This is a genomic window from Granulicatella sp. 572.rep1_STHE (assembly GCF_001073445.1).
GTDB lineage: Bacteria > Bacillota > Bacilli > Lactobacillales > Aerococcaceae > Granulicatella > Granulicatella adiacens.
Window position 1 is genome coordinate 19,824 of sequence record NZ_JVBO01000046.1, and the last position, 24,633, is coordinate 44,456.

26 protein-coding genes and 1 other annotated feature are annotated in these 24,633 nt (G+C 39.4%); all 26 genes read left to right on the plus strand.

All coding sequences use genetic code 11. The annotated features are described in order from the left end of the window. Nucleotides 1-20 precede the first annotated feature (20 nt). Nucleotides 21-1,094, plus strand: coding sequence for a D-alanine--D-alanine ligase (locus tag ADH99_RS09960; RefSeq protein ID WP_049555894.1), 1,074 nt, complete (start codon nucleotides 21-23; stop codon nucleotides 1,092-1,094). 11 nt (nucleotides 1,095-1,105) lie between these two features. Beyond that, nucleotides 1,106-2,491: a UDP-N-acetylmuramoyl-tripeptide--D-alanyl-D-alanine ligase gene (locus ADH99_RS09965; protein ID WP_049555893.1), complete on the plus strand. Its 1,386-nt coding sequence runs from the start codon at nucleotides 1,106-1,108 to the stop codon at nucleotides 2,489-2,491. A 604-nt stretch (nucleotides 2,492-3,095) separates the two neighbouring features. Further along, nucleotides 3,096-4,625: a DEAD/DEAH box helicase gene (locus ADH99_RS09970; protein WP_049555892.1), complete on the plus strand. Its 1,530-nt coding sequence runs from the start codon at nucleotides 3,096-3,098 to the stop codon at nucleotides 4,623-4,625. A 121-nt stretch (nucleotides 4,626-4,746) separates the two neighbouring features. Continuing rightward, entirely contained in the window at nucleotides 4,747-5,445 is a 699-nt protein-coding gene (locus tag ADH99_RS09975; protein WP_160313178.1) for a CPBP family intramembrane glutamic endopeptidase, read from the plus strand. Nucleotides 5,446-5,618: 173 nt separating this feature from the next. Beyond that, on the plus strand, nucleotides 5,619-6,380 hold the full coding sequence (locus tag ADH99_RS09980; RefSeq protein ID WP_049555890.1) for a CPBP family intramembrane glutamic endopeptidase: 762 nt from the start codon (nucleotides 5,619-5,621) through the stop codon (nucleotides 6,378-6,380). A 188-nt stretch (nucleotides 6,381-6,568) separates the two neighbouring features. Further along, nucleotides 6,569-7,600 carry a lipoate--protein ligase gene (locus ADH99_RS09985; RefSeq protein WP_049555889.1) on the plus strand — a complete coding sequence of 344 codons (1,032 nt, stop codon included), beginning with the start codon at nucleotides 6,569-6,571 and terminating at the stop codon, nucleotides 7,598-7,600. 145 nt (nucleotides 7,601-7,745) lie between these two features. Next, nucleotides 7,746-8,126 (plus strand): hypothetical protein, encoded by a 381-nt coding sequence (locus tag ADH99_RS09990; RefSeq protein WP_049555888.1) that lies wholly within the window; start codon nucleotides 7,746-7,748, stop codon nucleotides 8,124-8,126. 8 nt (nucleotides 8,127-8,134) lie between these two features. Then, nucleotides 8,135-8,560: a hypothetical protein gene (locus ADH99_RS09995; RefSeq protein WP_049555887.1), complete on the plus strand. Its 426-nt coding sequence runs from the start codon at nucleotides 8,135-8,137 to the stop codon at nucleotides 8,558-8,560. A gap of 25 nt (nucleotides 8,561-8,585) precedes the next feature. Further along, nucleotides 8,586-9,014 carry a hypothetical protein gene (locus tag ADH99_RS10000; RefSeq protein WP_049555942.1) on the plus strand — a complete coding sequence of 143 codons (429 nt, stop codon included), beginning with the start codon at nucleotides 8,586-8,588 and terminating at the stop codon, nucleotides 9,012-9,014. 26 nt (nucleotides 9,015-9,040) lie between these two features. Beyond that, nucleotides 9,041-9,466, plus strand: coding sequence for a hypothetical protein (locus ADH99_RS10005; protein WP_049555885.1), 426 nt, complete (start codon nucleotides 9,041-9,043; stop codon nucleotides 9,464-9,466). A 30-nt stretch (nucleotides 9,467-9,496) separates the two neighbouring features. Next, nucleotides 9,497-9,922, plus strand: coding sequence for a hypothetical protein (locus ADH99_RS10010; protein ID WP_049555884.1), 426 nt, complete (start codon nucleotides 9,497-9,499; stop codon nucleotides 9,920-9,922). 22 nt (nucleotides 9,923-9,944) lie between these two features. After that, complete coding sequence (locus tag ADH99_RS10015) at nucleotides 9,945-10,370, plus strand: hypothetical protein (protein ID WP_049555883.1); 426 nt, start codon at nucleotides 9,945-9,947, stop codon at nucleotides 10,368-10,370. A gap of 30 nt (nucleotides 10,371-10,400) precedes the next feature. Next, nucleotides 10,401-10,829, plus strand: coding sequence for a hypothetical protein (locus ADH99_RS10020; RefSeq protein ID WP_049555943.1), 429 nt, complete (start codon nucleotides 10,401-10,403; stop codon nucleotides 10,827-10,829). Between the two features lie 26 nt (nucleotides 10,830-10,855). Next, nucleotides 10,856-11,281, plus strand: coding sequence for a hypothetical protein (locus ADH99_RS10025; RefSeq protein WP_049555881.1), 426 nt, complete (start codon nucleotides 10,856-10,858; stop codon nucleotides 11,279-11,281). 29 nt (nucleotides 11,282-11,310) lie between these two features. Continuing rightward, nucleotides 11,311-11,736 (plus strand): hypothetical protein, encoded by a 426-nt coding sequence (locus ADH99_RS10030; RefSeq protein ID WP_053091370.1) that lies wholly within the window; start codon nucleotides 11,311-11,313, stop codon nucleotides 11,734-11,736. 13 nt (nucleotides 11,737-11,749) lie between these two features. After that, nucleotides 11,750-12,175: a hypothetical protein gene (locus ADH99_RS10035; protein ID WP_049555880.1), complete on the plus strand. Its 426-nt coding sequence runs from the start codon at nucleotides 11,750-11,752 to the stop codon at nucleotides 12,173-12,175. A gap of 29 nt (nucleotides 12,176-12,204) precedes the next feature. Further along, on the plus strand, nucleotides 12,205-12,816 hold the full coding sequence (locus ADH99_RS10040; protein ID WP_049555879.1) for a hypothetical protein: 612 nt from the start codon (nucleotides 12,205-12,207) through the stop codon (nucleotides 12,814-12,816). A 63-nt stretch (nucleotides 12,817-12,879) separates the two neighbouring features. Then, nucleotides 12,880-13,536, plus strand: coding sequence for a DUF443 family protein (locus tag ADH99_RS10045; RefSeq protein WP_049555878.1), 657 nt, complete (start codon nucleotides 12,880-12,882; stop codon nucleotides 13,534-13,536). 48 nt (nucleotides 13,537-13,584) lie between these two features. After that, nucleotides 13,585-14,334 carry a DUF1310 family protein gene (locus tag ADH99_RS10050; RefSeq protein WP_049555877.1) on the plus strand — a complete coding sequence of 250 codons (750 nt, stop codon included), beginning with the start codon at nucleotides 13,585-13,587 and terminating at the stop codon, nucleotides 14,332-14,334. A 148-nt stretch (nucleotides 14,335-14,482) separates the two neighbouring features. Further along, entirely contained in the window at nucleotides 14,483-14,839 is a 357-nt protein-coding gene (locus ADH99_RS10055) for a hypothetical protein (protein ID WP_039849136.1), read from the plus strand. A gap of 21 nt (nucleotides 14,840-14,860) precedes the next feature. Continuing rightward, a complete protein-coding gene (locus ADH99_RS10060) occupies nucleotides 14,861-15,685 on the plus strand; it encodes an alpha/beta hydrolase (protein ID WP_049555876.1) in 825 nt (274 codons plus the stop codon). A 54-nt stretch (nucleotides 15,686-15,739) separates the two neighbouring features. Beyond that, nucleotides 15,740-15,954, plus strand: a binding site (T-box leader). A 58-nt stretch (nucleotides 15,955-16,012) separates the two neighbouring features. Then, on the plus strand, nucleotides 16,013-18,655 hold the full coding sequence (locus ADH99_RS10065) for a valine--tRNA ligase (protein WP_049555875.1): 2,643 nt from the start codon (nucleotides 16,013-16,015) through the stop codon (nucleotides 18,653-18,655). A gap of 107 nt (nucleotides 18,656-18,762) precedes the next feature. After that, complete coding sequence (locus tag ADH99_RS10070) at nucleotides 18,763-20,034, plus strand: bifunctional folylpolyglutamate synthase/dihydrofolate synthase (RefSeq protein WP_049555874.1); 1,272 nt, start codon at nucleotides 18,763-18,765, stop codon at nucleotides 20,032-20,034. A 43-nt stretch (nucleotides 20,035-20,077) separates the two neighbouring features. Then, a complete protein-coding gene (gene radC / locus ADH99_RS10075) occupies nucleotides 20,078-20,761 on the plus strand; it encodes a RadC family protein (protein ID WP_005606977.1) in 684 nt (227 codons plus the stop codon). Nucleotides 20,762-21,059: 298 nt separating this feature from the next. Beyond that, nucleotides 21,060-21,260: a cold-shock protein gene (locus tag ADH99_RS10080; protein WP_039849134.1), complete on the plus strand. Its 201-nt coding sequence runs from the start codon at nucleotides 21,060-21,062 to the stop codon at nucleotides 21,258-21,260. Between the two features lie 429 nt (nucleotides 21,261-21,689). Continuing rightward, nucleotides 21,690-24,633: SpaA isopeptide-forming pilin-related protein (locus tag ADH99_RS10085; protein ID WP_049555944.1), on the plus strand; the 2,944-nt coding region annotated here is incomplete at its 3' end.

Consider the following 24,633-nt stretch of genomic DNA (forward strand, 5'->3'; position numbering starts at 1 on the left):
GAATAGTTTGGAGGATTCATATGAAAGTTGTTGTCATTTATGGCGGAAAAAGTGCCGAGCATGATATTTCAATCTTAACGGCAGGATCAATTATTAAAGAGATTTATTTTGAATATTACGATGTACAACCCGTGTATATTACAAAAGAAGGAACTTGGTTAAAAGGGGAAGCATTAAAAGCTCCGGTTGCTTTTGATCAAGCGCTTCGTTTAACAGAAGGGCTGGAAGCTCGTTTTGCAACAGTTGAAGGAGAAGTATCCACAGGAATTCGCATTCAACCAAGTGATATTGCTGGACCAGATACAGTCGTTTTTCCAATTTTACATGGACCAAACGGAGAAGATGGGACCATTCAAGGACTCTTTGAAATTCTAGATTTACCTTATGTGGGATGTGGCGTTTTAGCAAGTGCCAATGGAATGGATAAAATTGCTAGTAAGCACCTCTTCCAACAAGCAGGGATTCCACAAGTGCCATTTGTTCCTTTTGTGAAGGCAGATTTCAAAAAATCTCCTGAAGCGATTTACAATCGTATTGAAGGGACGCTGCGTTACCCAGTGTTTGTGAAGCCTGCTAATATGGGCTCAAGTGTAGGAATTTCAAAAGCAACGAACCGTGAAGAATTAACCACTGCGATTGAGGAAGCCCTCAAATACGACCGCCGTATTGTTGTAGAGCAAGGAATTGATGCCCGCGAAGTCGAAGTGGCGGTTCTTGGAAACGATGAAGTGAATACTTCAGTTGTTGGAGAAGTGGTCAAACAAGCAGGATTCTACGATTACAACGAAAAATACATCAACAATACAACAACACTTCAAATTCCAGCGGCAATTCCTGAGGAAGTTTCCGCAAAAATTCGTGAGTATGCCGAAACGGCCTTCCGTGCGATTGATGGTAGTGGATTAACACGTTGTGATTTCTTCCTTACTGAAACACAAGAAGTTTTCATTAATGAAGTGAACACAATGCCTGGATTCACACAATTTAGTATGTATCCGAAATTATGGGAAGCAATGGGGATTTCTTATAAAGATTTAGTGGAAGAATTGATTCGTTTAGCCCTTAAACGCTATAACGATCGCCACGCAGAGTAAGGAGAAGAACGATGAGTATTGGAACAGTTGCCGAAATCACAAAAGCAGTTGGCGCGATTGATTATCAATCGGCACATCGATTCGAAACGATTGAGTCAGTAGCCTTTGATACACGAAAATTAGGACCAAACAGTCTTTTCGTGCCACTTCAAGGGCAAACGGACGGACATGATTATATAGAACAAGCGATTCAAGCAGGCGCAACAGCAGTGTTATGGGGAAGAAAAGATCTTACACCACCAGAAGGCATTTGCGCAATCTGGGTAGATGATCCACTTGAAGCGTTTCAAAAATTAGCGAAATGGTACTTAGAAAAAGTATCTCCTCGTGTCGTTGGGATTACAGGAAGTTCTGGGAAGACAACGACAAAAGATATGACAGCAGCTGCTCTTGGCGCACGCTACCGTGTCTATAAAACACAAGGAAACTTCAATAACGATATCGGCTTACCACAAACGATTTTAGATATGCCGGAATCGACTGAAGCACTTGTCTTAGAGATGGGAATGAGTGATTTCCACGAAATCGAGTTCTTATCAAAATTAGCACGCCCAGAAGTTGTTGCGATTACGCTCATCGGTGAATCGCATATGGAACAATTGGGAAGCAAGGAAGGCATTGCCAAAGCAAAACTTGAAATCCTTTCTGGACTACAAGAAAATGGAACCTTTATTTATCCATCGCATGAAGACTTAATTACAGCAGGCATTGCACAAGCTGAAAAACCAGCAAACTTCAAAATCGTTACAGTCGGCGAAGGAAGCAAGGAACTCTCAGCTGAAAATATCGAACTTTATTCAGACCACACAGCGTTTGAATTGGTGACACCAACAGAAACCGTGGCGGTCACTTTACCAGTCCTTGGCGCGTATAATGTTTCAAATGCGCTACTTGCGATTGAAATTGCACGCACATTAGAGGTACCACTCTCAGATATCGTGTCTGCCTTAGCGAACTTCGAATTGACGAAGAACCGTACGCAATGGGTGAAAGGCCAAAACGGAGTAGCCATCTTAAACGATGCATACAACGCCAGCCCAATCGCGATGAAATCCGTCATCAAATCATTCGTTTCAGTGGACGCAACAGGTCGTCGCGTCCTCGTCCTTGGAGATATCCGCGAACTTGGGGAACATTCGAAAGAATTGCACGCGAGCATTTCAGAAGTCATTTCTCCAAACGAAGTCGCACTTGTGTACTTGTACGGCGAAGAAATGGAAGCACTCTATGATGCGTTGAAAGACCAGTTCGATTCAGCAGCCCTTCACCATTACATGGACAAAGAAGCTTTGATTGCTGACTTGAAAGCCGAACTTAAAGAAGGCGACCAAGTCCTTATCAAATCAAGCAACGGCACAGGCTTACTAGCAGTTGTCGATGCCTTAAAAGCAGAATAACAAATATAAAGGAAAGCGAGAGACGCACAACGTCCCTCGCTTTTTTCGTCCCCTCGCTGAGAACTATCTATTATAATGTGTTCCCATTTCTCAACCGCACCACGAGCAGCAAACTCACCGCCTCCTGCGTTATATTTTGAAACTGCTATTTCATTTAATTGAAGCTGATTCCGAAGAATCTAGCGGATTCAATAGTAGCAGTAATGGGGAATCGCATTAAATGCGAATTAGCTGGAGTTTGAAATTTATTTCAACCTCCAGCTTTGAGGCTTTAAAGGTGAGAGACGAAAGGCTCGAACCGTTGCCCCATTACAGCCATTATAAAAAATCCGCAAGGATTTAGAGGAATCAGCCCTCAGTCAAAAAACTGTCATAAAAGCAATTTCAAAGAGTAAAAGCAGAAATCGTCGGCCTGTATTCTTTGCATTCTCTCTGGATGCGTGCTATACTATTCGCTGAGTTGAGAAATGTACACACATTTATAATAGATAGTTTGAAATTTAAACGATTGTAGAAGTCTGGTGCTCTTACGAAAAGCTCCAGACTTTTGTTATGAAGGGAAATCCCTCGTGTGCTTCTCACCGAAGTATCCAAGGAGGAAAATATGAAATTTAATGAATTAGGATTGGATTCTGCCTTACTAGAATCTATCGAAAAAATGGGGTTTGAAGAAGCAACTCCCATTCAAGCTCAAACCATTCCAAAAGCATTGCAAGGCTTAGATGTGATTGGGCAAGCGCAAACAGGGACTGGGAAAACGGCTTCATTTGGGTTGCCAATGCTTCAAAAAATCGACCCAAGTAAAAAAGGCGTACAAGGACTTGTCATCGCACCAACTCGTGAACTTGCGATTCAAACACAAGAAGAATTGTTCCGTCTCGGACGTGACAAAAAAGTTCGTGTACAAGCCGTTTACGGTGGAGCGGACATTAACCGTCAAATTCGCCAATTAAAAGAAAATCCACAAATCGTTGTGGGAACTCCAGGTCGCCTGTTAGACCACATTTCACGCCGTACATTGAAACTGGCGACAGTGGAAACACTTGTCTTAGACGAAGCGGATGAAATGTTAAACATGGGATTCTTGGAAGATATCGAATCGATTATCAAACAAGTTCCAGAAAACCGCCAAACGCTTTTATTCTCTGCGACAATGCCAGATGATATTAAACGTATCGGTGTTCAATTTATGAAAGATCCAGAGCATGTTCGTATCAAATCCAATGAGATGACGGCGACATTAATCGATCAATATTTCGTAAAATGTAAAGACTACGAGAAATTCGACATTATGACACGTTTATTAGACGTTCAAACGCCTGAATTAACCATCGTATTCGGACGTACAAAACGTCGTGTAGACGAATTAGCACGCGGACTTGAAATGCGTGGCTACCGTGCAGAAGGAATCCACGGGGACTTAAGCCAACAAAAACGTATGAGCGTTCTTCGTGATTTCAAAAACAACCATTTAGACATCTTAGTCGCTACAGACGTGGCAGCTCGTGGACTAGATATCTCAGGCGTAACGCACGTATATAACTACGATATCCCACAAGACCCAGAAAGCTATGTACACCGTATCGGACGTACAGGCCGTGCTGGTCAAGAAGGAATGTCTGTAACATTCGTGACACCAAACGAAATGGATTACTTACGTGTGATTGAAGAATTAACGCGTAAACGTATGACAAGCCTTCGTCCACCAACGCAAACAGAAGCCTTGGAAGGACAAACAAAAACAGCCATCGAGTCTATCGACGAAATGATGAAGACTGTGGAACCAAGACGTTTCAAAGAAGCGGTGTCTTACTTATTAGACGAGTATGAACCAGAAGAATTGGCAGCTCTATTACTTAAGAGCATGATTAAAGACCCCACTGAAATTCCAGTAAAAATCACGCCAGAACGTCCATTGCCTAGCCGCAAACGTGGCAACAGCCGTGGAAACTACAACCGTAGCGACCGTAAAGACAACCGCGGACGTAACGGAAAAGGAAGCTTCAAGCGCAAAGAAGACCGTCGTGGCCGTGGCTTAGAAGACGAATATACACGCGGATATAAAGGGAAAGATTCTCGCCGCCGTAACAACAAAAAGAAATCTGACAAAGGATTTACAATCCGTCAGAAATAATGACTGAGAGCAGACTAGTAAAACGCTAGTCTGTTTTTTAAGAATCTCATATTGACAGTATCGGCTATAAAACGGTAATATAAGTAAAAAACATGTGAGGTAGAAGTAAATGGGTGCTCGAATGAAAAAAACGCTTTGGGTTCTATTCTTTTTTGTAGCGTATATTGTCATATACGGGGGAATTGGATTTGTGTTCGAACTGAATTCAATGAAATTAGGTCGTCAAGCGGATATGTGGGAGTTAATTGTGACGATTATTTGCGTTGGCATTTTGGTATTTTGTATGTACAAAGTACACACAAAATTATTTAAGCCAACAGTAAAAAGAAAGATTCAACTGATGGATTTATTTTTTGTTTTTGTAACGTATATTACTCTCAGATTTTCTAGCTATTTGATTTATAATTTGTGGAGTTCAATGGCATACGGTACAGGTCGATCAAAACTAGTTGATTTTTTCTTTAGGGCAGGTCTACCACTTACAACAGATAAATATATTTTTGCTTTAGAGGCACTAAGAATAGTGGTTATTGCACCTTTTGTAGAAGAATTTCTTTTTAGAGGATTTCTGAATAATTTGCTTCGAGGAAAAGTGAATACTTTTGTTAGAATGTCCATCGTATCAATTCTATTTGCAGCTATTCATTTTCCGCATTATATCCATAATTGGATACAGTTTTTAGCTTATCTTATTATCTCTATTGTTCTTTTTCTTGTTTACGAACGAAGAAGAAGTTTGTTCGACGCAATTTTATTACACAGCCTTTTTAATGGACTTCTTGTAATCTTGTTCATCGAAATACCGAGACGCTTCTTTTAGAAGATTAGTTAGTGACTTCTTATTAGGAGTCACTTTTTTTGTGGAAATTTTTTTGATTTTAGGTTCATTTTAGTTTTAAGGAGTACTCTCTTATTAAGGAAAACGTCAAGAACAAGCGATTTTCTTTAAATAGAACTGTGTTTTGATACAATAAGGAAAAGAGGGAACCAATCATGACTGTTTTAACTAAAATCAGACCAAAAGAACCATTAAAAACTTTAAAGTGGATTGACATCCTCATCGTGACGATTATCATGTTTGGGGAGTTTGTTATCCGATCTACGCAACAATTTCTACAGAGTTTACAGCCGGTAACGGAAGTGGCCCAGCAGTATACGGAGACGACATCGTCCTATAGCGACGGGGCAGCGTATTCGAGTAACTTTACCTTACAGGTGAGTTTACTAGCGATTGCACTCTTATACTTAGTCATTCGTCATTACGACTTCAAGCAATTGAAGGTCCGTTTTCACTGGTCCGTACTTATCTGGGTACCGTTGTTATTCACGATTGTCGGACTGTTTGGCGACGTTGTAACAACGCTGAGCGGCGAATACAACTACTTCGACCCAGCGCTCGTTCCGTTCATGAACCCACAGGAAATCATCAATAAGTTCTTAGCGTTATCTCCAATGGCCATCGCTTATGGGCTATTAAATGGATTCTATGAAGAGTTCTTCTTCCTTGGATTAATGACATCGGTGAAGGAAGAGCATCAGTGGAAGGCTTTAGCATTCTCAACACTAGTTCGTTTTTCATTCCACACTTATCAAGGCATGCTTTGGGCACTCATTATCGGTGTAGTGTACGGATTGTTCTACTACTTCATGTGCAAGAAAGTGGTCAAAAACTTATTACCATTCTTCCTTATGCACGCATTGGCAGACATGTTTGGTTCAACCTTCATCTACTTGCTCATCGCGTGGGCATACTAACATTATACAAAGCGCATCCTGGACAGGGTGCGTTTTTTCTTGTTGAAAAGCTGCAATTACCATATATGGTAATTGCGTGTTGGAGTGGAGTAAAAACATTGTAAAACCAAGCTTCTTTCTTATGTGTGAGAGGGAGGGTTATGGTATGATAGCGCTAGTGATATCAGTAAAAGCGAGGAGACTTTCAGATGTATTATGTAAAAAATCAACGTAATGGACAAGAAATCTACGATGCAACGACAAACTTAGCCATCGAATATTTCTTATTAAATGAGAAGAAACTCGATGAACCGATTTTGTTATTTTATGTTAACGAAAATGCAATTATCATCGGGAAAAACCAAAATACCATCGAAGAAATCAATCAAGATGGTGTTGATAAACTTGGCGTACAAGTCGTTCGTCGTTTCTCAGGTGGTGGAGCCGTATATCACGATATGGGAAATATCTGCTTCTGCTTCATTACAGAAGATGACGGTGATAGCTTCCGTGATTTCGGAAAATTCACAGAACCAGTGATTGAAGCACTCCATAAAATGGGAGCAACAGGGGCAGAGTTACAAGGACGTAACGACCTTCTCATCGACGGCAAGAAATTCTCTGGAAATGCGATGTACTCAAACAATGGCCGTTTAACAGCGCACGGAACCTTAATGCTAGATCTAGATGTGAGCATTTTGCCACAAATCTTACGTCCAAAACAAGAGAAAATTGCTTCAAAAGGAATCAAGTCGGTTCGTTCACGCGTGACAAATATCAAACCGTACTTAGCGCCTGAATATCAAGACTTAGACATCTTACAATTCCGCGAAGTGCTCTTGAAAAACATCTTCAATGTGGAAGATACATCAATGATTAAAGAGTATGTTCTAACGGATGAAGACTGGGTGCGTGTAGAAGAATTACGCAGCAAGTACTTCAACAACCCAGATTGGAACTACGGAAAAAATCCAAAATTCGAATTCAAACAATCAAAACGTACACCAGCCGGACAAATCGAGTTCAGCTTGAACGTTGAAAAGAATGCCATCAAAGACATTAAGATTAACGGAGACTTCTTCGGTCTTGGTGAAATCAGCGATGTAGAAAAAGCGCTAGTAGGAGTTGGATACAACCGCGAAGACTTAACAACAGCTTTCGAAGCCATCGATATCCGCCGTTACTTCGGTAATGTGACAGTGGACATCCTAGTGAACCTATTACTAGGGGTAGAAGAATAAAATATAAATTGGCTACAGCGGCCGAAGAAGTGGAACCTAGCAGTAATGCTGGGTTCTTTTTTATGAAAAGAATAGTCAATTAAAATCCTACAGTATATAATGAAGTAATAATGACTATTATTTAATTTTTTCGGGAGGATTGTCAATGAAGGCAGTTCATAAACTAGGAATCGTTCTACTCGGACTTTGTCTCTTAGCTGGATGTTTCTTCAAACCACAAATCACGAAGGAGCAACAAAATAATGTGGCCACTCGAATTGTTAGGAACTACGATGTTCAGGAGATTGAGTTTATTAGTTTTACAAAAAATGAGAGCACGGGAAGTTATATTTTGAACGTAAAAATTAATAATGATGAGAATAAAGAAACTTCGATGCTAATTAGCGATATAAAATTTCTGGAACAACCAGATGGAGATTTGTTACTTGGGCCAATTGAGGAGTTTCAGGATATAAAACGAGCAGAACAAATAACTGGTAAGATTGATTTATCAAAAATCAAGATAAAGTGCATCGGGGAAAAGTAGGAATTCGTATGAAGAAAAAAGCAGCAATAATCGGTAGTGCGCTATTATTACTGACAGTCGGTGGAGTGACAGCCCTCAACGTGATTGCTCCAAGTTGGAGAGACAATACCATTTTTGCGACAGCAAGAGACAAGCAGTTGGCGTGGCTGAAAGAGCATGAAAAACAAATCTTAGCCTGGGTCAAAAATCATTATCCACAAGTGAATACTATTCAATTTGACTGGAATTCGGTAAAGGTAAGAGCAGTAAGTAATAGTGTGATGAATGTTGGGTATAATTTATCTGTCAAAGGTACTGTAAATGAAATTCCTGAAACGGTAATTTTAGTGGATTTCTTAATGGAGAAAAAAGAGGATGTACCTAATATGTCTCAAATCGGAATGAACCACTCACCGAGAATAAAAAAGGACGGAGTATTATACGAATACGAGTGATATCTAAAAAGATTGGAGTTTAGGTATGAAAAAGAAAACAGTGATTACAGCCAGCACTCTGCTGTTACTTACAGTAGGTGGCGTAACAGCGCTTAATGTGATCAATCCAAGTTGGAGAGAGAATACTATCTTTGCGACAGCAAGAGATAAGCAGTTGGCGTGGCTGAAAGAGCACGAAAAACAAATCGTAGCATGGATTCACTCGAAATATCCGAAGGTAGAAACAGTGCAGTTTGACTGGAATACATTAGAAGTTGGCCCCGTGAGTAATGGTGTAATGAATGTTGGATATAATTTATCGGTTAAAGGTACGTTTAACGATATTCCAGAAACCATTATTTTTGTAGATTTTCTAATGGAAACAGCTGATAGTATTCCAAATATGTCGCAGATTCGAATGAATCAACCACCAAGTATCAAAAAGGCTGATGGTGGAGTGTATTATTTTGAGTAGCCTCCAAAAAAGATGGGAGTACGGATATGAAAAAGAAATTTGTAATTATCGGTAGTACGCTTTTAGTCTTGGCGTTAGGTGGAGTGACAGCCTTGAATGTAACGAATCCGGACTGGAAAGCAAACACTATTTTTGCAACGGCAAGAGACAAGCAGCTAGCGTGGCTGAAAGAGCATGAAAAAGAAATCGTGGCATGGATTCAATCTCGGCATCCTAAAATTACCACTGTGAACTTTGACTGGAACACATACCGAGTGGGTGCCATTAGTAATGGTGTTCAAACCGTTGGATATAATTTATCGGTAAAAGGAACGTTTAACGATAATCCAGATACTGCTTTATTTATAGATTTTTCTTTAGAAACAAAAGATAGTATACCGGAGATGGTAAATATTCGAATGAATCAACCGCCTAGAATAAGGAAAGGGAATGGTTTTTACATTTTTGACTGACTTCATTGAAATTGGGAGTGTGGGAATAGTATGAAAAAGAAAACAGTAATTACAGCTAGTACTCTGCTGCTACTGACAGTCGGTGGCGTTACAGCGCTCAACGTGATTGCTCCAAGTTGGAGAGAGAACACGATTTTTGCGACGGCAAGAGACAAGCAGATGGCGTGGTTGAAAGAGCATGAAAAACAAATCGTAGCATGGATTCACTCAAGATATCCAAAGGTAGAAAAAGTACAGTTTGATTGGAAAAGTCTAGAAGTCGGCCCCGTGAGCAATGGTGTAATGAATGTTGGATATAATTTGTCAGTTGAAGGAACGTTTAATGATATTCCAGAAACAGTAATATGGGTAGATTTCTTGCTGGAAAAAGCAGACAGCATTCCTGACTTGTCCAAAATAAGAATGAATCATCCGCCTAGAATTCATAAGGGTAACTTATTGGATATTTATGAGTAAATACTAGAAAAGTAGGGATGTTATGAAAAGAAAATTTGTAATTATCGGTAGTACGCTTTTAGTCTTGGCGTTAGGTGGAGTGACAGCCTTGAATGTAACGAATCCGGACTGGAAAGCAAACACTATTTTTGCGACGGCGAGAGACAAGCACTTGGCATGGCTGAAAGAGCATGAAAAACAAATCGTGGCATGGATTCAATCTAGGCATCCTAAAATTACCACTGTGAACTTCGACTGGAACACATATCGAGTAGGAGCTATTAGTAATGGTGTTCAAACTGTTGGGTATAATTTATCCGTAAAAGGAACTTTTAACGATAATCCAGATACTGCTTTATTAATAGATTTTTCTTTAGAAATAAAAGATAGTATCCCGGAGATGGTAAATATTCGAATGAATCAACCGCCTAGAATAAAGAAAGGGAATGGTTTTTACATTTTTGACTGACTTCATTGAATTTGGGAGTGTGGGAAGAGTATGAAAAAGAAAACAGCAATTACAGTTAGCGCCCTCCTGTTACTGACAGTAGGTGGCGTCTCAGCGCTTAACGTGATCAATCCAAGTTGGAGAGAGAATACTATCTTTGCGACGGCAAGAGACAAGCAATTAGCGTGGTTGAAAGAACATGAAGAAGAGATTGTGAAATGGATTCATTCAGCATATCCAAAAGTGGAATCCGTGCAATTTGATTGGAATACTTTAAAAGTGAGGCCCGTTAGCAATGGTGTTTCAATAATCGGGTATAATTTGTTGGTTAAAGGTACGTTTAACGATATTCCAGAAACCATTATTTTTGTAGATTTTCTAATGGAAACAGCTGATAGTATTCCAAATATGTCGCAGATTCGAATGAATCAACCACCAAGTATCAAAAAGGCTGATGGTGGAGTGTATTATTTTGAGTAGCCTCCAAAAAAGATGGGAGTACGGATATGAAAAAGAAAGCAGTAATTATCGGTAGCACGATTTTGGTATTAGCGCTAGGTGGAGTTGCTGCTTTGAATGTCACGAATCCAGATTGGAGAGCTAACACTATCTTTGCGTCTGCAAAAGACAAGCAACTAGCGTGGCTGAAAGAGCACGAAAAACAAATCATGGCATGGATTCAATCTAGGTATCCTAAAATTACTACGGTGAACTTCGATTGGAACACGTATCGAGTAGGAGCTATTAGTAATGGTGTTCAAACAGTAGGATATAATTTGTCGGTAAAAGGAACGTTTAACGATAATTCGGATACGGTATTAGTCATTGATTTCAGTCTTAAAAATAAAGAGGATATTCCAACGATGAAAGACATTGGGATGAATAATCCTCCGAGCATAAAAAAGGGCAAAGGCCTATATATTTTTGAGTAGGTTAGTTGAAAGAAAAGAGTGGGAAGAGTATGAAAAAGAAAGTAGCAATTACAGCCAGCGCTCTGCTGTTACTGACGGTGGGTGGCGTCTCAGCACTCAACGTGATCAATCCAAGTTTGAGAGAGAACACGATCTTTGCGACTACAAGAGATAAACAACTCGCCTATCTTAAAGCGCACGAGAAAGAAATTGTAGCGTGGATTCACTCAAAGTATCCGAAAGTAGAATCAGTACAGTTTGATTGGAACACATATCGAGTGGGAGCAGTTAGTAATGGAGTTTCCAATAATGGATACAAACTAAGTGTAAAAGGTACCTTTAATGAACTTCCAGAGACTGTTCTGTATGTCAGTTTCGGTTTAGATAATGCAGATAGTATGCCAGATATTTCTAGAATAGGGATGAATCATCCCCCGGGTATTCTTAAAAATGGAGTACTTATTAATTATGAGTGATTGGAGTTCATGTATGAAAAAGAAAACAGTAATTACAGCCAGCACCCTGCTGTTACTGACAGTAGGTGGCGTAACAGCGCTCAACGTCATTAATCCCAGCTGGAGAGAGAACACGATTTTTGCGACGGCAAGAGACAAGCAATCGGCATGGCTGAAAGCGCACGAAAAAGAAATTGTAGCATGGATCCATTCTAGATATCCAAAAATAGAATCTGTACAGTTTGATTGGAATACTCTAGAGGTTGGAGCTGTAAGCAATGGAATCTTTGCTGAGTCATATAATTTATCGGTAAAAGGAACCTTTAATAATAATCAAAAGACAATAATTTTTATTGATTTTAGATTAGAGCACTCAGATAGCATTCCAGAGATGTCTCGGATAGGAATGAACCATCCTCCAAGAATTAAAAGAGATGGTGGGATTTATATCTACGAATAAAACAATCTATACAAAAAGGAGGGGAAGCCTTGAACAAATTAACTTTTACAAATTCGATGTCTACATGCCATAAAATAGTAACGGACTCGAACGGAAAAAGATATCTGATGGATACAAGTACCATAAGACCAAATATTTACGGTTTCGGGATTATTCCAAAGCAAGTGAGTATAGAGATGGTGGAGTTCGGTTATCACGATCAAAATTTTGAATTTAAAGCTAAACCCTCACCAAAGTATATGGGGGCAGTTGCGGCGACACAACCACTAACGACGATACTGTTTAAGATGTTTGAGAATATTTTCTTAAAATATAATATTCATCAGCGAGCTCTTTTGAAATGGGGGATCGTTGCTTTATCGGTATTTATCGCATACTTACTTGTAAAAGTTTACGTCAAACGAGCTCAGAAGAAAGTTGCAGAAAGATTGCCAGAAAACGCAAAACGATATACTGCAACATTTACGTTTAGCAAAAGAAGAGATTTTTCTTATTGGTTTGGAATAGGACTTGTGGCTATTTTTGTATTTTTATTTATGCGATCAAATAATGGAAGCGAAGGAATTTTATTGATTCCGATTACGATACTATCGTGGTATTTTTTTTATCGTTTGGTTAGGCATGACGCCTATTCATTATGACTATGAGAAACAATATATTAGCCTTGTCTCAATCGAAGAGAAAAAGTAAAAACGGAGTGGAATATGGAAGAAGTAACAATCACTAACGCTAATTCGATGTGTTATAAACTGTTGACCGACGCAAAGGGTAATCAATATTTGATGGATGTGAGTACAGTTTCGAATAAACTTTACTGCTTTGGAGTTCAATCAGATAAAGTAACGGTTGATATGATTGAAATCGATAAAAATGATACGAAGTTTGAACAAAAGAATCTGCAATCAAGTACTTTCGTTGCGATTACAGCAGGAAGTCAATTGTTTGCGAATATAGTGTATCGCTCGTTAACTGAATTCATAAGAGAACAAAAATTACATCAACAAATTATTTTTCAAGTGAGCCTCTTTATGATTTCAATTCTCTTTGCGGCACTACTGATGAAATTATTAGCTACGATGTCAAAGAAATACGTGGCAGACCGATTGCCTACGAATCCAAAGAGATATGTTGCAACATTTAAAACGACGTCCAAACGACATCTTTCGTTTTACATTCCACTTTCCATTAATGTAATTCTTTTTTTATTTTATTTAAGAGCTAGCATTGGTGGAAGTGTGGTACTTTTAGTTTTTAATACTATTTTGACGCTTTGGATTTTGATTGGTTGTTTTGTAGGATTTCCAGTAGATATTCTTTATAAAAACAAGGAATTTCAATTAGAATCCATCAAAGAAAAGTAACGAACAAAAGATGATAGAAGAAATACAATAATCTTTAGGAGTACTCATATGAAGAAAAAGAGAAAAATAGGGAGAATCATAGTAGGGATTCTATTATCATATGTCGCCATAGTACTAATTTCGAAATATCGGGAGAAAGTATATATTCGAGAAGAGTTACAGAAGCCAGAAGTCATTGCAGTCATTGAAAAAGCCCTAAGAAGTATAGAGAATAATATTATCAGAGAACCTAATGGAATAGTTGTTAGTGATAAAAAGATTAGAAATCAAGATACTAGTGATAGAGGTGTTAGCGAAAACAATATCATCAAATCATATGAAATTGATTATGATAAAACCCAACTGAATTCATGGGGGTTTGGAATTGAAGCTGAAATATCGATAAATGGGAATCCCGATTTAAGAATAGGCTTACTCATCAGTAATAAAGAGAGTACTGGGAGGTTTGAGGACAAGAATAAGGAATCGGAAAATTATCAAATTAACAGCTATTCTATTTCTAGAGAGGCGGATGATTATCTTAGAGACGAAGAAATGAAGAGGCCAGAAATAGTAGCTTTGATAAAAGAGGAGCTTCTAAAGCTGGATCCAGAGGCATTTACTGAGAAGGGGAAAATTCGTTCTTACAAGGTTAATGTGGATAAAATGCCATCTGTAGAGGATAGGGGCCTTAATTCTGAGCTTTTGATTAACGGGAATGAAAACTTGAGAATGAAATTCACTATTATAAAAAAAGACGGGAAATATGAATTTGGTGGTGGTTTTACTTATGAAGAGTTAGATAAGTTCTTGAAATAGTAATCCGTTATGTGCCACAAAAATTAATTAAACCAGCCGAACCTAGCAGTGATGCTGGGTTCTTTTTTACGAGCAAGTATAGTAAAAACGCTGGTGGAGCAGTATAATAAAGATAAATTCAGGAATCCGTTTTTAGGGAGAGGGGCTGTTGGAAATGAGTCAAAAAGCTAGAGAAATTGTCACCATTGCGTTTGGGGTCACTAGTTGCGCAAATGCAATCTATCAGCTAGTATTTCGTCGAGATATCGCACTGTTTTTTTTGAGTGTGATGGTTAGTAGGCTTGCCTTTTATACTTGGGTAAATCGGGATAATCCAGATAAGTTCAAAAGGCTCAATCACGGATTAGTTGTCGTCTTTATTGGGATGGTAGCTGCTACTGCCTTTTTCCTCATCATGAATCATTTTTTTGGATTTGAGCAATGGGAGCCTTGGCAAAAATCCGTCGTTCAATTGTCGTTTATCTTTGGGTTAGTGCCAGTAGTGAATCGATATTTAAAAAAATAATAGTTTTTATGGAGGCGTCATATGGCACTTTTACAAGTTTCATTTTTTTCAAAAACATTAATAAGAACCGTCCCGCTGTCAGTCTACTTGCCTAGCGATGCGGTGGACTTTAATAATCAGTATCTTTCGGAAGGTCCCTATAAAGCATTGATTCTTCTACATGGCGTTATGGGCAGCGAACAGGATTGGGTCAATCAGACGCGAATTCTTCGATACGCAAAAGAGAAGAATCTCGTCCTCATCATGCCTTCGGGGGAAAATCATTTCTACGTAGATCAACCATGGAACTATACGAACTATGGAGAATTTATCGGGGTGGAGCTTCCAGAAATCTCACGCCGAATGTTTCCTGTTTCTCGAAAACGTGAAGACTTGGGTATTGCCGGGCTTTCGATGGGTGGATATGGGGCACTTCGAAACGGTATCAAATATCCCGACACCTTTAGTGTGATAGCTTCTTTTTCGGGAGCCATTTATAAAAATGCATTACCTTTCAAAGAGGATAGTAGTTCTCCATTTTTCTTAACAACTCGATACGCTAAATCGATTTTCAAAGATCAAGACTATTATGATTCGCACGGAAATCAATTGTTTAAAGCGATAGAAAAAGTCGAGAATCCTTCCGACTTAAAAATATTTATGACTTGTGGAACCGAGGATTGGCTTCTGGATAAAAGTCGTGAATTCAGTCGTTTTCTATTTGAAAAAGGTGTCCCTGTTATCTATAAAGAAAAAAGTGGCGGACACGAATGGGATTTCTGGGATTGGTCCATCAAAGAGTTTTTGGATTGGTGGATTCCAGAAGATGCAGATCAAGGCGTGTCGAGCGGGAACGTGAAATCGTAAGACGAGCGCGATATTGTTGCAAGCGTCGGGTTTGAATGGTAGAATATTTTGTATATTAGAGCGATGAACAAGAGGAGTAAAATGACTTTGTTTATGAGAGAGGGAAGACTTGGTGCAACTTCCTAGCAAATTCATTTGAAGGTAGCTTGTGAGCTTACTCTACGAAAAGAAGTAATAGAGTACGGAGACGACACTTCGTTACCAACATCGAGGCGTAATGAATGATTACGCGAATATTAGGTGGTACCACGAATTTAATCGTCCTATGGAGAGTGTCTTCATAGGATTTTTTTATTGGACACAAACAAGATACAAGGAGGAAAATCAATGGCTAAAGAAATGTCATCTAAGTTTCAACCACAAGAAGTTGAAGCTGGTAAATATCAATGGTGGGTTGATTCCGGCGTCTTCCACCCAAACGAAGATCCAAACGCTGAACCTTATTCAATCGTTATCCCGCCACCAAACGTAACAGGGAAATTACACTTAGGACATGCTTGGGACGTAACCTTACAAGACATGATTATCCGTCAAAAACGTATGCAAGGGTTTGACACTTTATGGTTACCAGGGATGGACCATGCTGGTATTGCAACTCAAGCAAAAGTTGAAGAAAAATTACGCGGAGAAGGCTTATCTCGTTATGACCTTGGCCGTGAGAAGTTCCTAGAACAAACATGGGAATGGAAGGAAGAATATGCCAGCCATATCCGTGAACAATGGGCAAAAATGGGGATTTCTGTAGACTACCGCAGAGAGCGTTTCACATTAGATAAAGGGTTATCTGACGCCGTGAAGAAAGTCTTCGTAACTTTATACGAAAAAGGCTTAATCTACCGTGGTGAGTACATCATCAACTGGGACCCTAAAGCCAAAACGTCATTATCCGATATCGAAGTAATCCATAAAGACGTTGAAGGTGCGTTCTATCATATGAACTATCCTCTAGCAGACGGAAGTGGATTCCTAGAAATCGCAACAACTCGTCCAGAAACACTTCTTGGAGATACGGCTGTTGCGGTTCACCCAGACGACGAACGTTACCAAGCGCTTATCGGGAAAACAGTAATCTTGCCACTAATGAACCGAGAGATTCCAATCATCGCTGACGAATACGTTGAGCAAGATTTCGGAACAGGGGTTGTAAAAATCACTCCAGCGCATGACCCGAACGACTTTGAAGTAGGAAACCGTCACAACTTACCTCGTATTAACGTCATGAACGATGATGCGACAATGAACGAGTTAGCCGGTAAATACGAAGGCATGGACCGCTTTGCTGCGCGTAAAGCCATCGTGAAAGATTTAGAAGAAGCTGGCCTTCTTGTGAAAATCGAAAAACATTTACACAGCGTTGGTCACTCAGAACGTACAGATGTTGTTGTTGAACCACGTCTTTCAAAACAATGGTTCGTAAAAATGGGACCTTTGGCAGAGCAAGCCATCAATGCGCAACGCGAAGAAGGCGACAATACTGTAAACTTCTACCCACCACGTTTCAATGATGCGTACTTACGTTGGATGGAAAACATTCACGACTGGGTAATTTCACGTCAATTATGGTGGGGACACCAAATCCCAGCTTGGTATCATAAAGAAACAGGCGAAGTATACGTAGGCATGGAAGCGCCAAGCGATATCGAAAACTGGACACAAGATCCAGACGTATTAGATACTTGGTTCTCATCTGCGTTATGGCCATTTTCAACAATGGGTTGGCCAGACGAAGAAGCAGCTGACTACAAACGTTACTATCCAACAAACACACTTGTAACAGGATACGACATCCTTACTTTCTGGGTAAGCCGTATGATGTTCCAAGGGTTAGAATTTACAGGGAAACGTCCATTCAAGAACGTTTTAATTCACGGATTGATTCGTGACAGCCAAGGACGAAAGATGAGTAAGTCTCTTGGAAACGGGGTTGACCCAATGGAAGTGATCGAGCAATATGGTGCCGATGCGCTTCGTTGGTTCTTAGCAAACGGTTCTGCTCCAGGGCAAGACGTTCGTTACTCAACAGACAAGATGGATGCTTCATGGAACTTCATCAACAAGATTTGGAACGCAAGCCGTTACGCGTTAATGAACGTTGGCGACTTAACTGTGGACCAAGTAGATATCACTGGTGAGAAAACTCTTGCGGATAAATGGATTTTAACACGCTTAAATCAAACGATTGGCAAAGTGACAGAACTCTTCGAGAAATTCGAATTCGGTGAAGCAGGACGTCTCCTATATCGCTTCATCTGGGATGATTTCTGTGACTGGTATATCGAAATGTCGAAAGAAACATTAGCAGGGGACGACGAAGCTGCGAAATTAACAACACGTAGCATTCTTGTATATGTATTAGACAACACATTACGTCTATTACACCCAATCATGCCTTTCGTTACAGAAGAAATCTGGCAATCTGTTCCTCACGTTGGGGAATCATTAGTGGTCGCAACTTACCCAACGGTTCACCCAGAACAAATGGACGAAAAAGCAGCTGAAGAAATGGAATTCTTAATGGACTTCATCCGTTCAGTACGTACGGTTCGTAACGAAATGAACACACCATTATCAAAACCAATTAACATCATTGCGAAAGTGAGCGACGCAGCACACTACACTGTCTTGAAAGAAAACGAATCTTACATTGCACGCTTCTCAAATCCAGAAGAATTTGTTTATGGTGAAGACGTTGAAGCACCATCTGACGCGGTAACTTCTGTTATCACAGGTGCTGAAATTTACTTGCCATTAGCAGGATTAATCAACATTGAAGACGAAATCGCTCGTCTTGAAAAAGAAGCAGAGAAATTGCAACAAGAAGTGGATCGTGTCGAGAAGAAATTATCGAACGAGAAATTTGTGGCAAAAGCTCCTGCAGCGGTTGTTGAAGCTGAACGTGCAAAAGGTGCGGACTATCAAGCACAACGAGAAGCAGTGTTAGAACGTATCGCAACATTGAAGAAAATCTAATCCGTTTGAACGGCGAGGAGAGCGTATGAAGTGTCATGCGCTCTCTTTTGTATGTTCCGGTGGACAATTTTCTGTTATGATAAATGAGGAAAACAGGAGGTGAGTGAATGATTCAAGAGTGGTTAAAAAAGAGCGAGAGTATTCCGCGTAAACTTGGATTGTACCGCATGGAGGCTATCCTAGAAGCGCTTGGAAATCCAGAACGTAAATTGAAGAGTATTCATATTGCTGGGACGAATGGAAAAGGGTCCACTGCAGCGATGGTGACGGCCTTTGCAAAAGCACATGGATTGCGAGTAGGGACATTCACTTCACCGCATATGGACAGTATCAGGGAACGCATTCAGCTAGACGGAGTGCCTCTTGAAGAAGAACCGTTCTGGCAAGCCGCATTAGTTGTAAGAAAAGTGGAGATCCGCTTATTCGAAGAGTGGGGACCCTTTAATTATTTTGAGATTTTAACGGCGATGATGTTTGTCGTCTTTCAACAGGAAGCCGTCGACCTTGCGATTATTGAGGTCGGGATTGGAGGTCTTCTCGATAATACGAATGTCGGCCATCCACTCGTCAGCGTCATTACGACGATTGGGTTGGACCATCAAGACTTACTCGGAAGTACGTTGAAAGAAATCACTGCGCAAAAAGCAGGGATTATTAAGGCTGGGCAACAAGTGGTTGTTGGACCAGTCACGCGTGAATGTATGGATGTAATTAGTGGAGTCGCTAGTGAGAAAGGCGCAATGGTACAGGTTTTTGGGGAGTCATTTTCGCTGGTAGAAGATTCGTATCAAGATGGAGCGTTAACGATTCCGCTGGAACAGTTAGCCCTCAAAGGAGCCTTCCAAAAGGAGAATGCGACCGTGGCAATTCGAGCGTTCCGAGCATGGATGGAAGAAACGGGAAGAAGTATGCAGACTAAATTAGTTGAGTCAGCCCTCCCTGTCGTTTCTTGGCCAGGACGCATGGAAGTGTTGCAAGACACGCCACTTATTATCATTGATGGTGCTCATAATTTGCCTGCCATCGAGCGACTCATACAAAATATGACGGAACTCTTTGGCAAGAAACAGACACTCTTATTTAGTGCGCTTACTCGAAAGGATAGTCAACAAATGCTTGCAAGATTACAAGAAGCTCTTCCAGATGTGAACATCATCTTAACGAGTTTCCATCCTTCAAGAGGCCTGTCGATAGCTAGAAGTGACGTGGAAGCGTACTTAGATTCTCCCAAGATTTCCTTTGAAGAAAGCTTTGAAGAAGTTATCGAACGGTTTGCCTGCTCGATAGATGATAAGAGCGAATTATGGGTGACGGGCTCTCTCTATTTTATCGCTGAAGTTCGTCATTGGTGGAACAACCGCAAGCCTAAAGAAGAGTAGACATCGTAACTCTTTGTAGAGAAAATAAAGAGGAAGTGTCACAATGATTGAATCGAGATTATTAGAAGTACCTTTAAGCGCCATGCCACGAGAACGCCTCGAACGGTATGGCGCTAAAGTGCTTGAAACCCATGAATTATTAGCTATTTTACTAAGGACAGGTTCTAAAGATTTGAATGTATTACAATTATCCATTGTGGTTTTGAATACTTTTGAAGATTTGCATTCGTTAAAGATGGCAAGTCTGGACGAACTCATGCACATTAATGGGATTGGACGAACAAAGGCCATTGAACTAAAGGCGGCCATTGAACTAGGAGCCAGACTAAACAAAGCTTCTCAGATGAAACTAGGAAAAATCACGTCTTCTAAAATGGCGGGGCAGTGGATTGTAGAAGAGTTAAAAGATGCCTATCAAGAACATCTTGTAGCGCTCTATTTGAATACTAAGAATGAAGTAATAAAAAAGAAAATGATTTTCATCGGCGGATTAAATAGTGCGGTTGCTCATCCAAGAGAAATCTTTCGGGAAGCAGTGAGATATTCGGCAGCACGTGTCATCATTGGACATAATCATCCGAGTGGGAATCCTGAACCGTCTCAAGCAGATATTGATTTTACCAAAAGACTGATGGATTGTGGGGAATTAATGGGGATTGAACTTCTAGATCATTTTATTGTGGGGGGAGAGCATTTTATTTCTTTGAAAGAAATCGGAGTATTGTAAAAATAAAATGATTATTTCATTTTTCTTGAAAAGATGAAAATTGAAGAAAATGAAGAATTTCAGATTTCACGAAAAATAAACGTGAAAAATAAGGAAAGCATTCGGAAAAAACGCATAAAACTTCAATTGTTCATAAAATTTCTATCCGAATTCGGAAATACTCTTGTAAAAAGGTTTCTTAGATGGTATACTGAACTTGTGTTTTTGTTAGGTATAGAAATAGTGTAAAGATTTACTCCTTTCGAACCATTAGCAAGAATATGAATAACAAGTGCTATGGCACAAGGAGGAAATGTTCATGGAACAAGGTACAGTAAAATGGTTTAACTCAGAAAAAGGTTTTGGGTTTATCGAACGTGAAGGTGGAAACGATGTATTCGTACACTTCTCAGCAATCCAATCTGAAGGATTCAAAACATTAGAAGAAGGACAAGCAGTTCAATTCGATGTTGAAGAAGGCGCTCGTGGACCACAAGCAGCTAACGTAGTTAAACTATAATTTAAGTTTAAACGATGATACCACCGGTTTTCCGGTGGTTTTTTTATTTTGCCTAATACTTTTTTCAAACGATAAATTTGATTGATTAAAAAGTTAGAATGACTTGTTTAGGGAGAAAATTTTTGGGTCAAAAAATGACAGTGGTAATACTTATGATTGAAGAAAAACGGGAATTATTCCCAAGTTCTTTGAATTGCGCTTTCTTTTGGAGGTATATCAAGTTTTCAGAAAAAAACCAAATAATACCTAAAAAATATGTGAAAATTCAATTGGTTTTTATAGAAATTTTATAAAAATTATGATAAATTTTAAAGGTAAAGAATGCTACGAAATTCACTAAAAAATGGATAGTAAACAATTTGGGAATAGACTAGCATAAAATTACATTGTACATTTACAATTGAATATTTAGAAAGGAAGGAAGAATGTATGAATAAGAAATTACGATCTTTGTTTCAAATCATTGTTCTTTGTTTAGGGATCTTTATCCAACCCTTCGTTGCTCTTACTAAAGTGCACGCCACAGAGTATAATGATGTCATCACTAGTGTTGGTGTGAAAAACAGCTCTGGTGGGGATTTGAATCAAGGATTAGATATTTGGCAAGATTTTCGTCTTACTGCGACTTTCCAACTGCCAGATAACAAAGTGCATGAAGGAGATACGACAACTCTAAGTTTACCATCTGAGATTGCGTTTTCGAATTCGTCAAATATTGAACTTCGAGACGGATCTGGTAACCTTGTAGCTACAGGACAATTAGATGCGGCTAACAAAACAATTACTATACGGTACACTAACTATGTTGAGAACAAGTCTGGTGTTCGTGGAGAGTTTTTTGTTTATGTACGTGTTGATCACAGTGTAGTGAGTCAAGAAAAAAATATTGATGTTAAGGTTACTGTTGGAAGTAAAGTTTTAGTTGCTGGGAGAGTGCGCTATAATGGACCTCCAAAAAGATATGACTCTAAGATTGAAAAGAGTTCATTTCAACAGGCAGGAGACCCAGATAATGTAATTCGTTACAATATTACGGTTAACCGTAATATGGCCAACTATAGTAACGTAACGATTACGGATAAATTCACTTCTCCAAACATTTCATTTTTACCAGATACATTCAAAATCTATAAAGTAGATTGGGTGTGGAATAATGGAGATTGGACTTATCAAAATCTTCGTGATATGACTAGTACGTTGAAACCTAAATTGGTACCAAATGCGAATGGAGATGGATTTACTCTTCCGTTAGGAGATACCAATGGTTTTGGATATATGATTGAGTATCAAGCTAAAGCCAACTATGATTTAGTCGATCGAGAAATTATTACGAATACTGCAAATATGATTTATAATGGCGGACAAACTGAACAGTCTACAAGTTCTCGTGCGTATCAAATTGCAGGAGGGGTTGCAGAAGGGTATGTTTTCACGATTAACATTCATAAAGTAGATGAAGCTGGACAACCTTTAGAAGGTGCTAAATTCGAAGTAGTTCGTGATCGTAACCAAGCTGTTGTAGGAACACTTACTACAGGACCAGATGGAAATGCTAGTGTAAATCAATTATTACGTGACAATTATACGATTCGTGAGATTGAAGCTCCTGCAGGGTATGATAAGTTAACTACGGAGATTAAAATTAATCCAACTGATTTTGGAACGGATAAAGCTGTAACGCGCGAAGTCCAAAATAGAAAGACTCCTCCAAGTACGAAGAAAATTACTTTCAGTAAAGTAAACTTAGGCGGAACTGAAATTGCGGATGCTAAAATCAAAATCTTCAAAGGTGAAACTGCAGAAGGCAATCCAGTACAAAGCTGGATATCAGAAGCAGGAAAATCTAAGGAATTAGATTTAGAGCCTGGAACATACACATTCCACGAAGAAGCAGCGCCAACAGGATATCTTAAAGTAACGGATATTACTTTCACAGTTAACAGCGATGGAACAGTGACAGTAACGAAAGTCGGCGAGAAAGATTCTAAAGGTGAAGATAATAAAGTAGAAGCTAAAGGTTCAACACTTAAAATCACTGACAAAGACGATGACCTCCCACGTAAGATTACTTTCAGTAAAGTAAACTTAGGCGGAACTGAAATTGCGGATGCTAAAATTCAAATCTTCAAAGGCGAAACTGCAGAAGGTAATCCAGTACAAAGCTGGACATCAGAAGCAGGAAAAACTAAGGAATTAGATTTAGCACCTGGAACATATACATTCCATGAAGAAGCAGCGCCAACAGGATACCTTAAAGTAACAGACATTACGTTCACAGTAAACCATGATGGAACAGTGACCGTAACAAAAGTCGGCGAGAAAGATTCTAAAGGTGAAGATAATAAAGTAGTAGCCAACGGTTCAACACTTAAAGTGACTGACAAAGATGATGATTTACCACGTAAGATTACATTCAGTAAAGTAAGCTTAGGCGGAACAGAAATCGCAGACGCTAAAATTAGGATCTTCAAAGGTGACAAAGCAGAAGGTAACCCAGTAGAAAGCTGGACATCAGAAGCAGGAAAAACTAAGGAATTAGATTTAGCACCTGGAACATATACATTCCATGAAGAAGCAGCACCAACAGGATACCTCAAAGTAACAGACATTACGTTCACAGTAAACCATGATGGAACAGTGACCGTAACAAAAGTTGGAGAGAAAGATTCTAAAGGTGAAGATAATAAAGTAGTAGCCAATGGTTCAACACTTAAAGTGACTGACAAAGACGATGATTTACCACGTAAGATTACATTCAGTAAAGTAAACTTAGGCGGAACAGAAATCGCAGACGCTAAAATTAAGATCTTCAAAGGCGAAACTGCAGAAGGTAACCCAGTAGAAAGCTGGACATCAGAAGCAGGAAAAACTAAGGAATTAGATTTAGCACCTGGAACATATACATTCCATGAAGAAGCAGCGCCAACAGGATATCTCAAAGTGACAGACATTACGTTCACAGTAAACCATGATGGAACAGTGACGGTAACGAAAGTCGGCGAGAAAGATTCTAAAGGTGAAGATAATAAAGTAGTAGCCAACGGCTCAACACTTAAAGTGACTGACAAAGATGATGATCTTCCACGTAAGATTACATTCAGTAAAGTAAACTTAGGCGGAACAGAAATCGCAGACGCTAAAATTAAGATCTTCAAAGGCGAAACTGCAGAAGGTAACCCAGTAGAAAGCTGGACATCAGAAGCAGGAAAAACTAAGGAATTAGATTTAGCACCTGGAACATACACATTCCATGAAGAAGCAGCGCCAACAGGATACCTCAAAGTGACAGACATTACGTTCACAGTAAACCATGATGGAACTGTAACGGTAACAAATGTTGGTGAAAAAGACTCTAAAGGTGAAGAAAACAAAG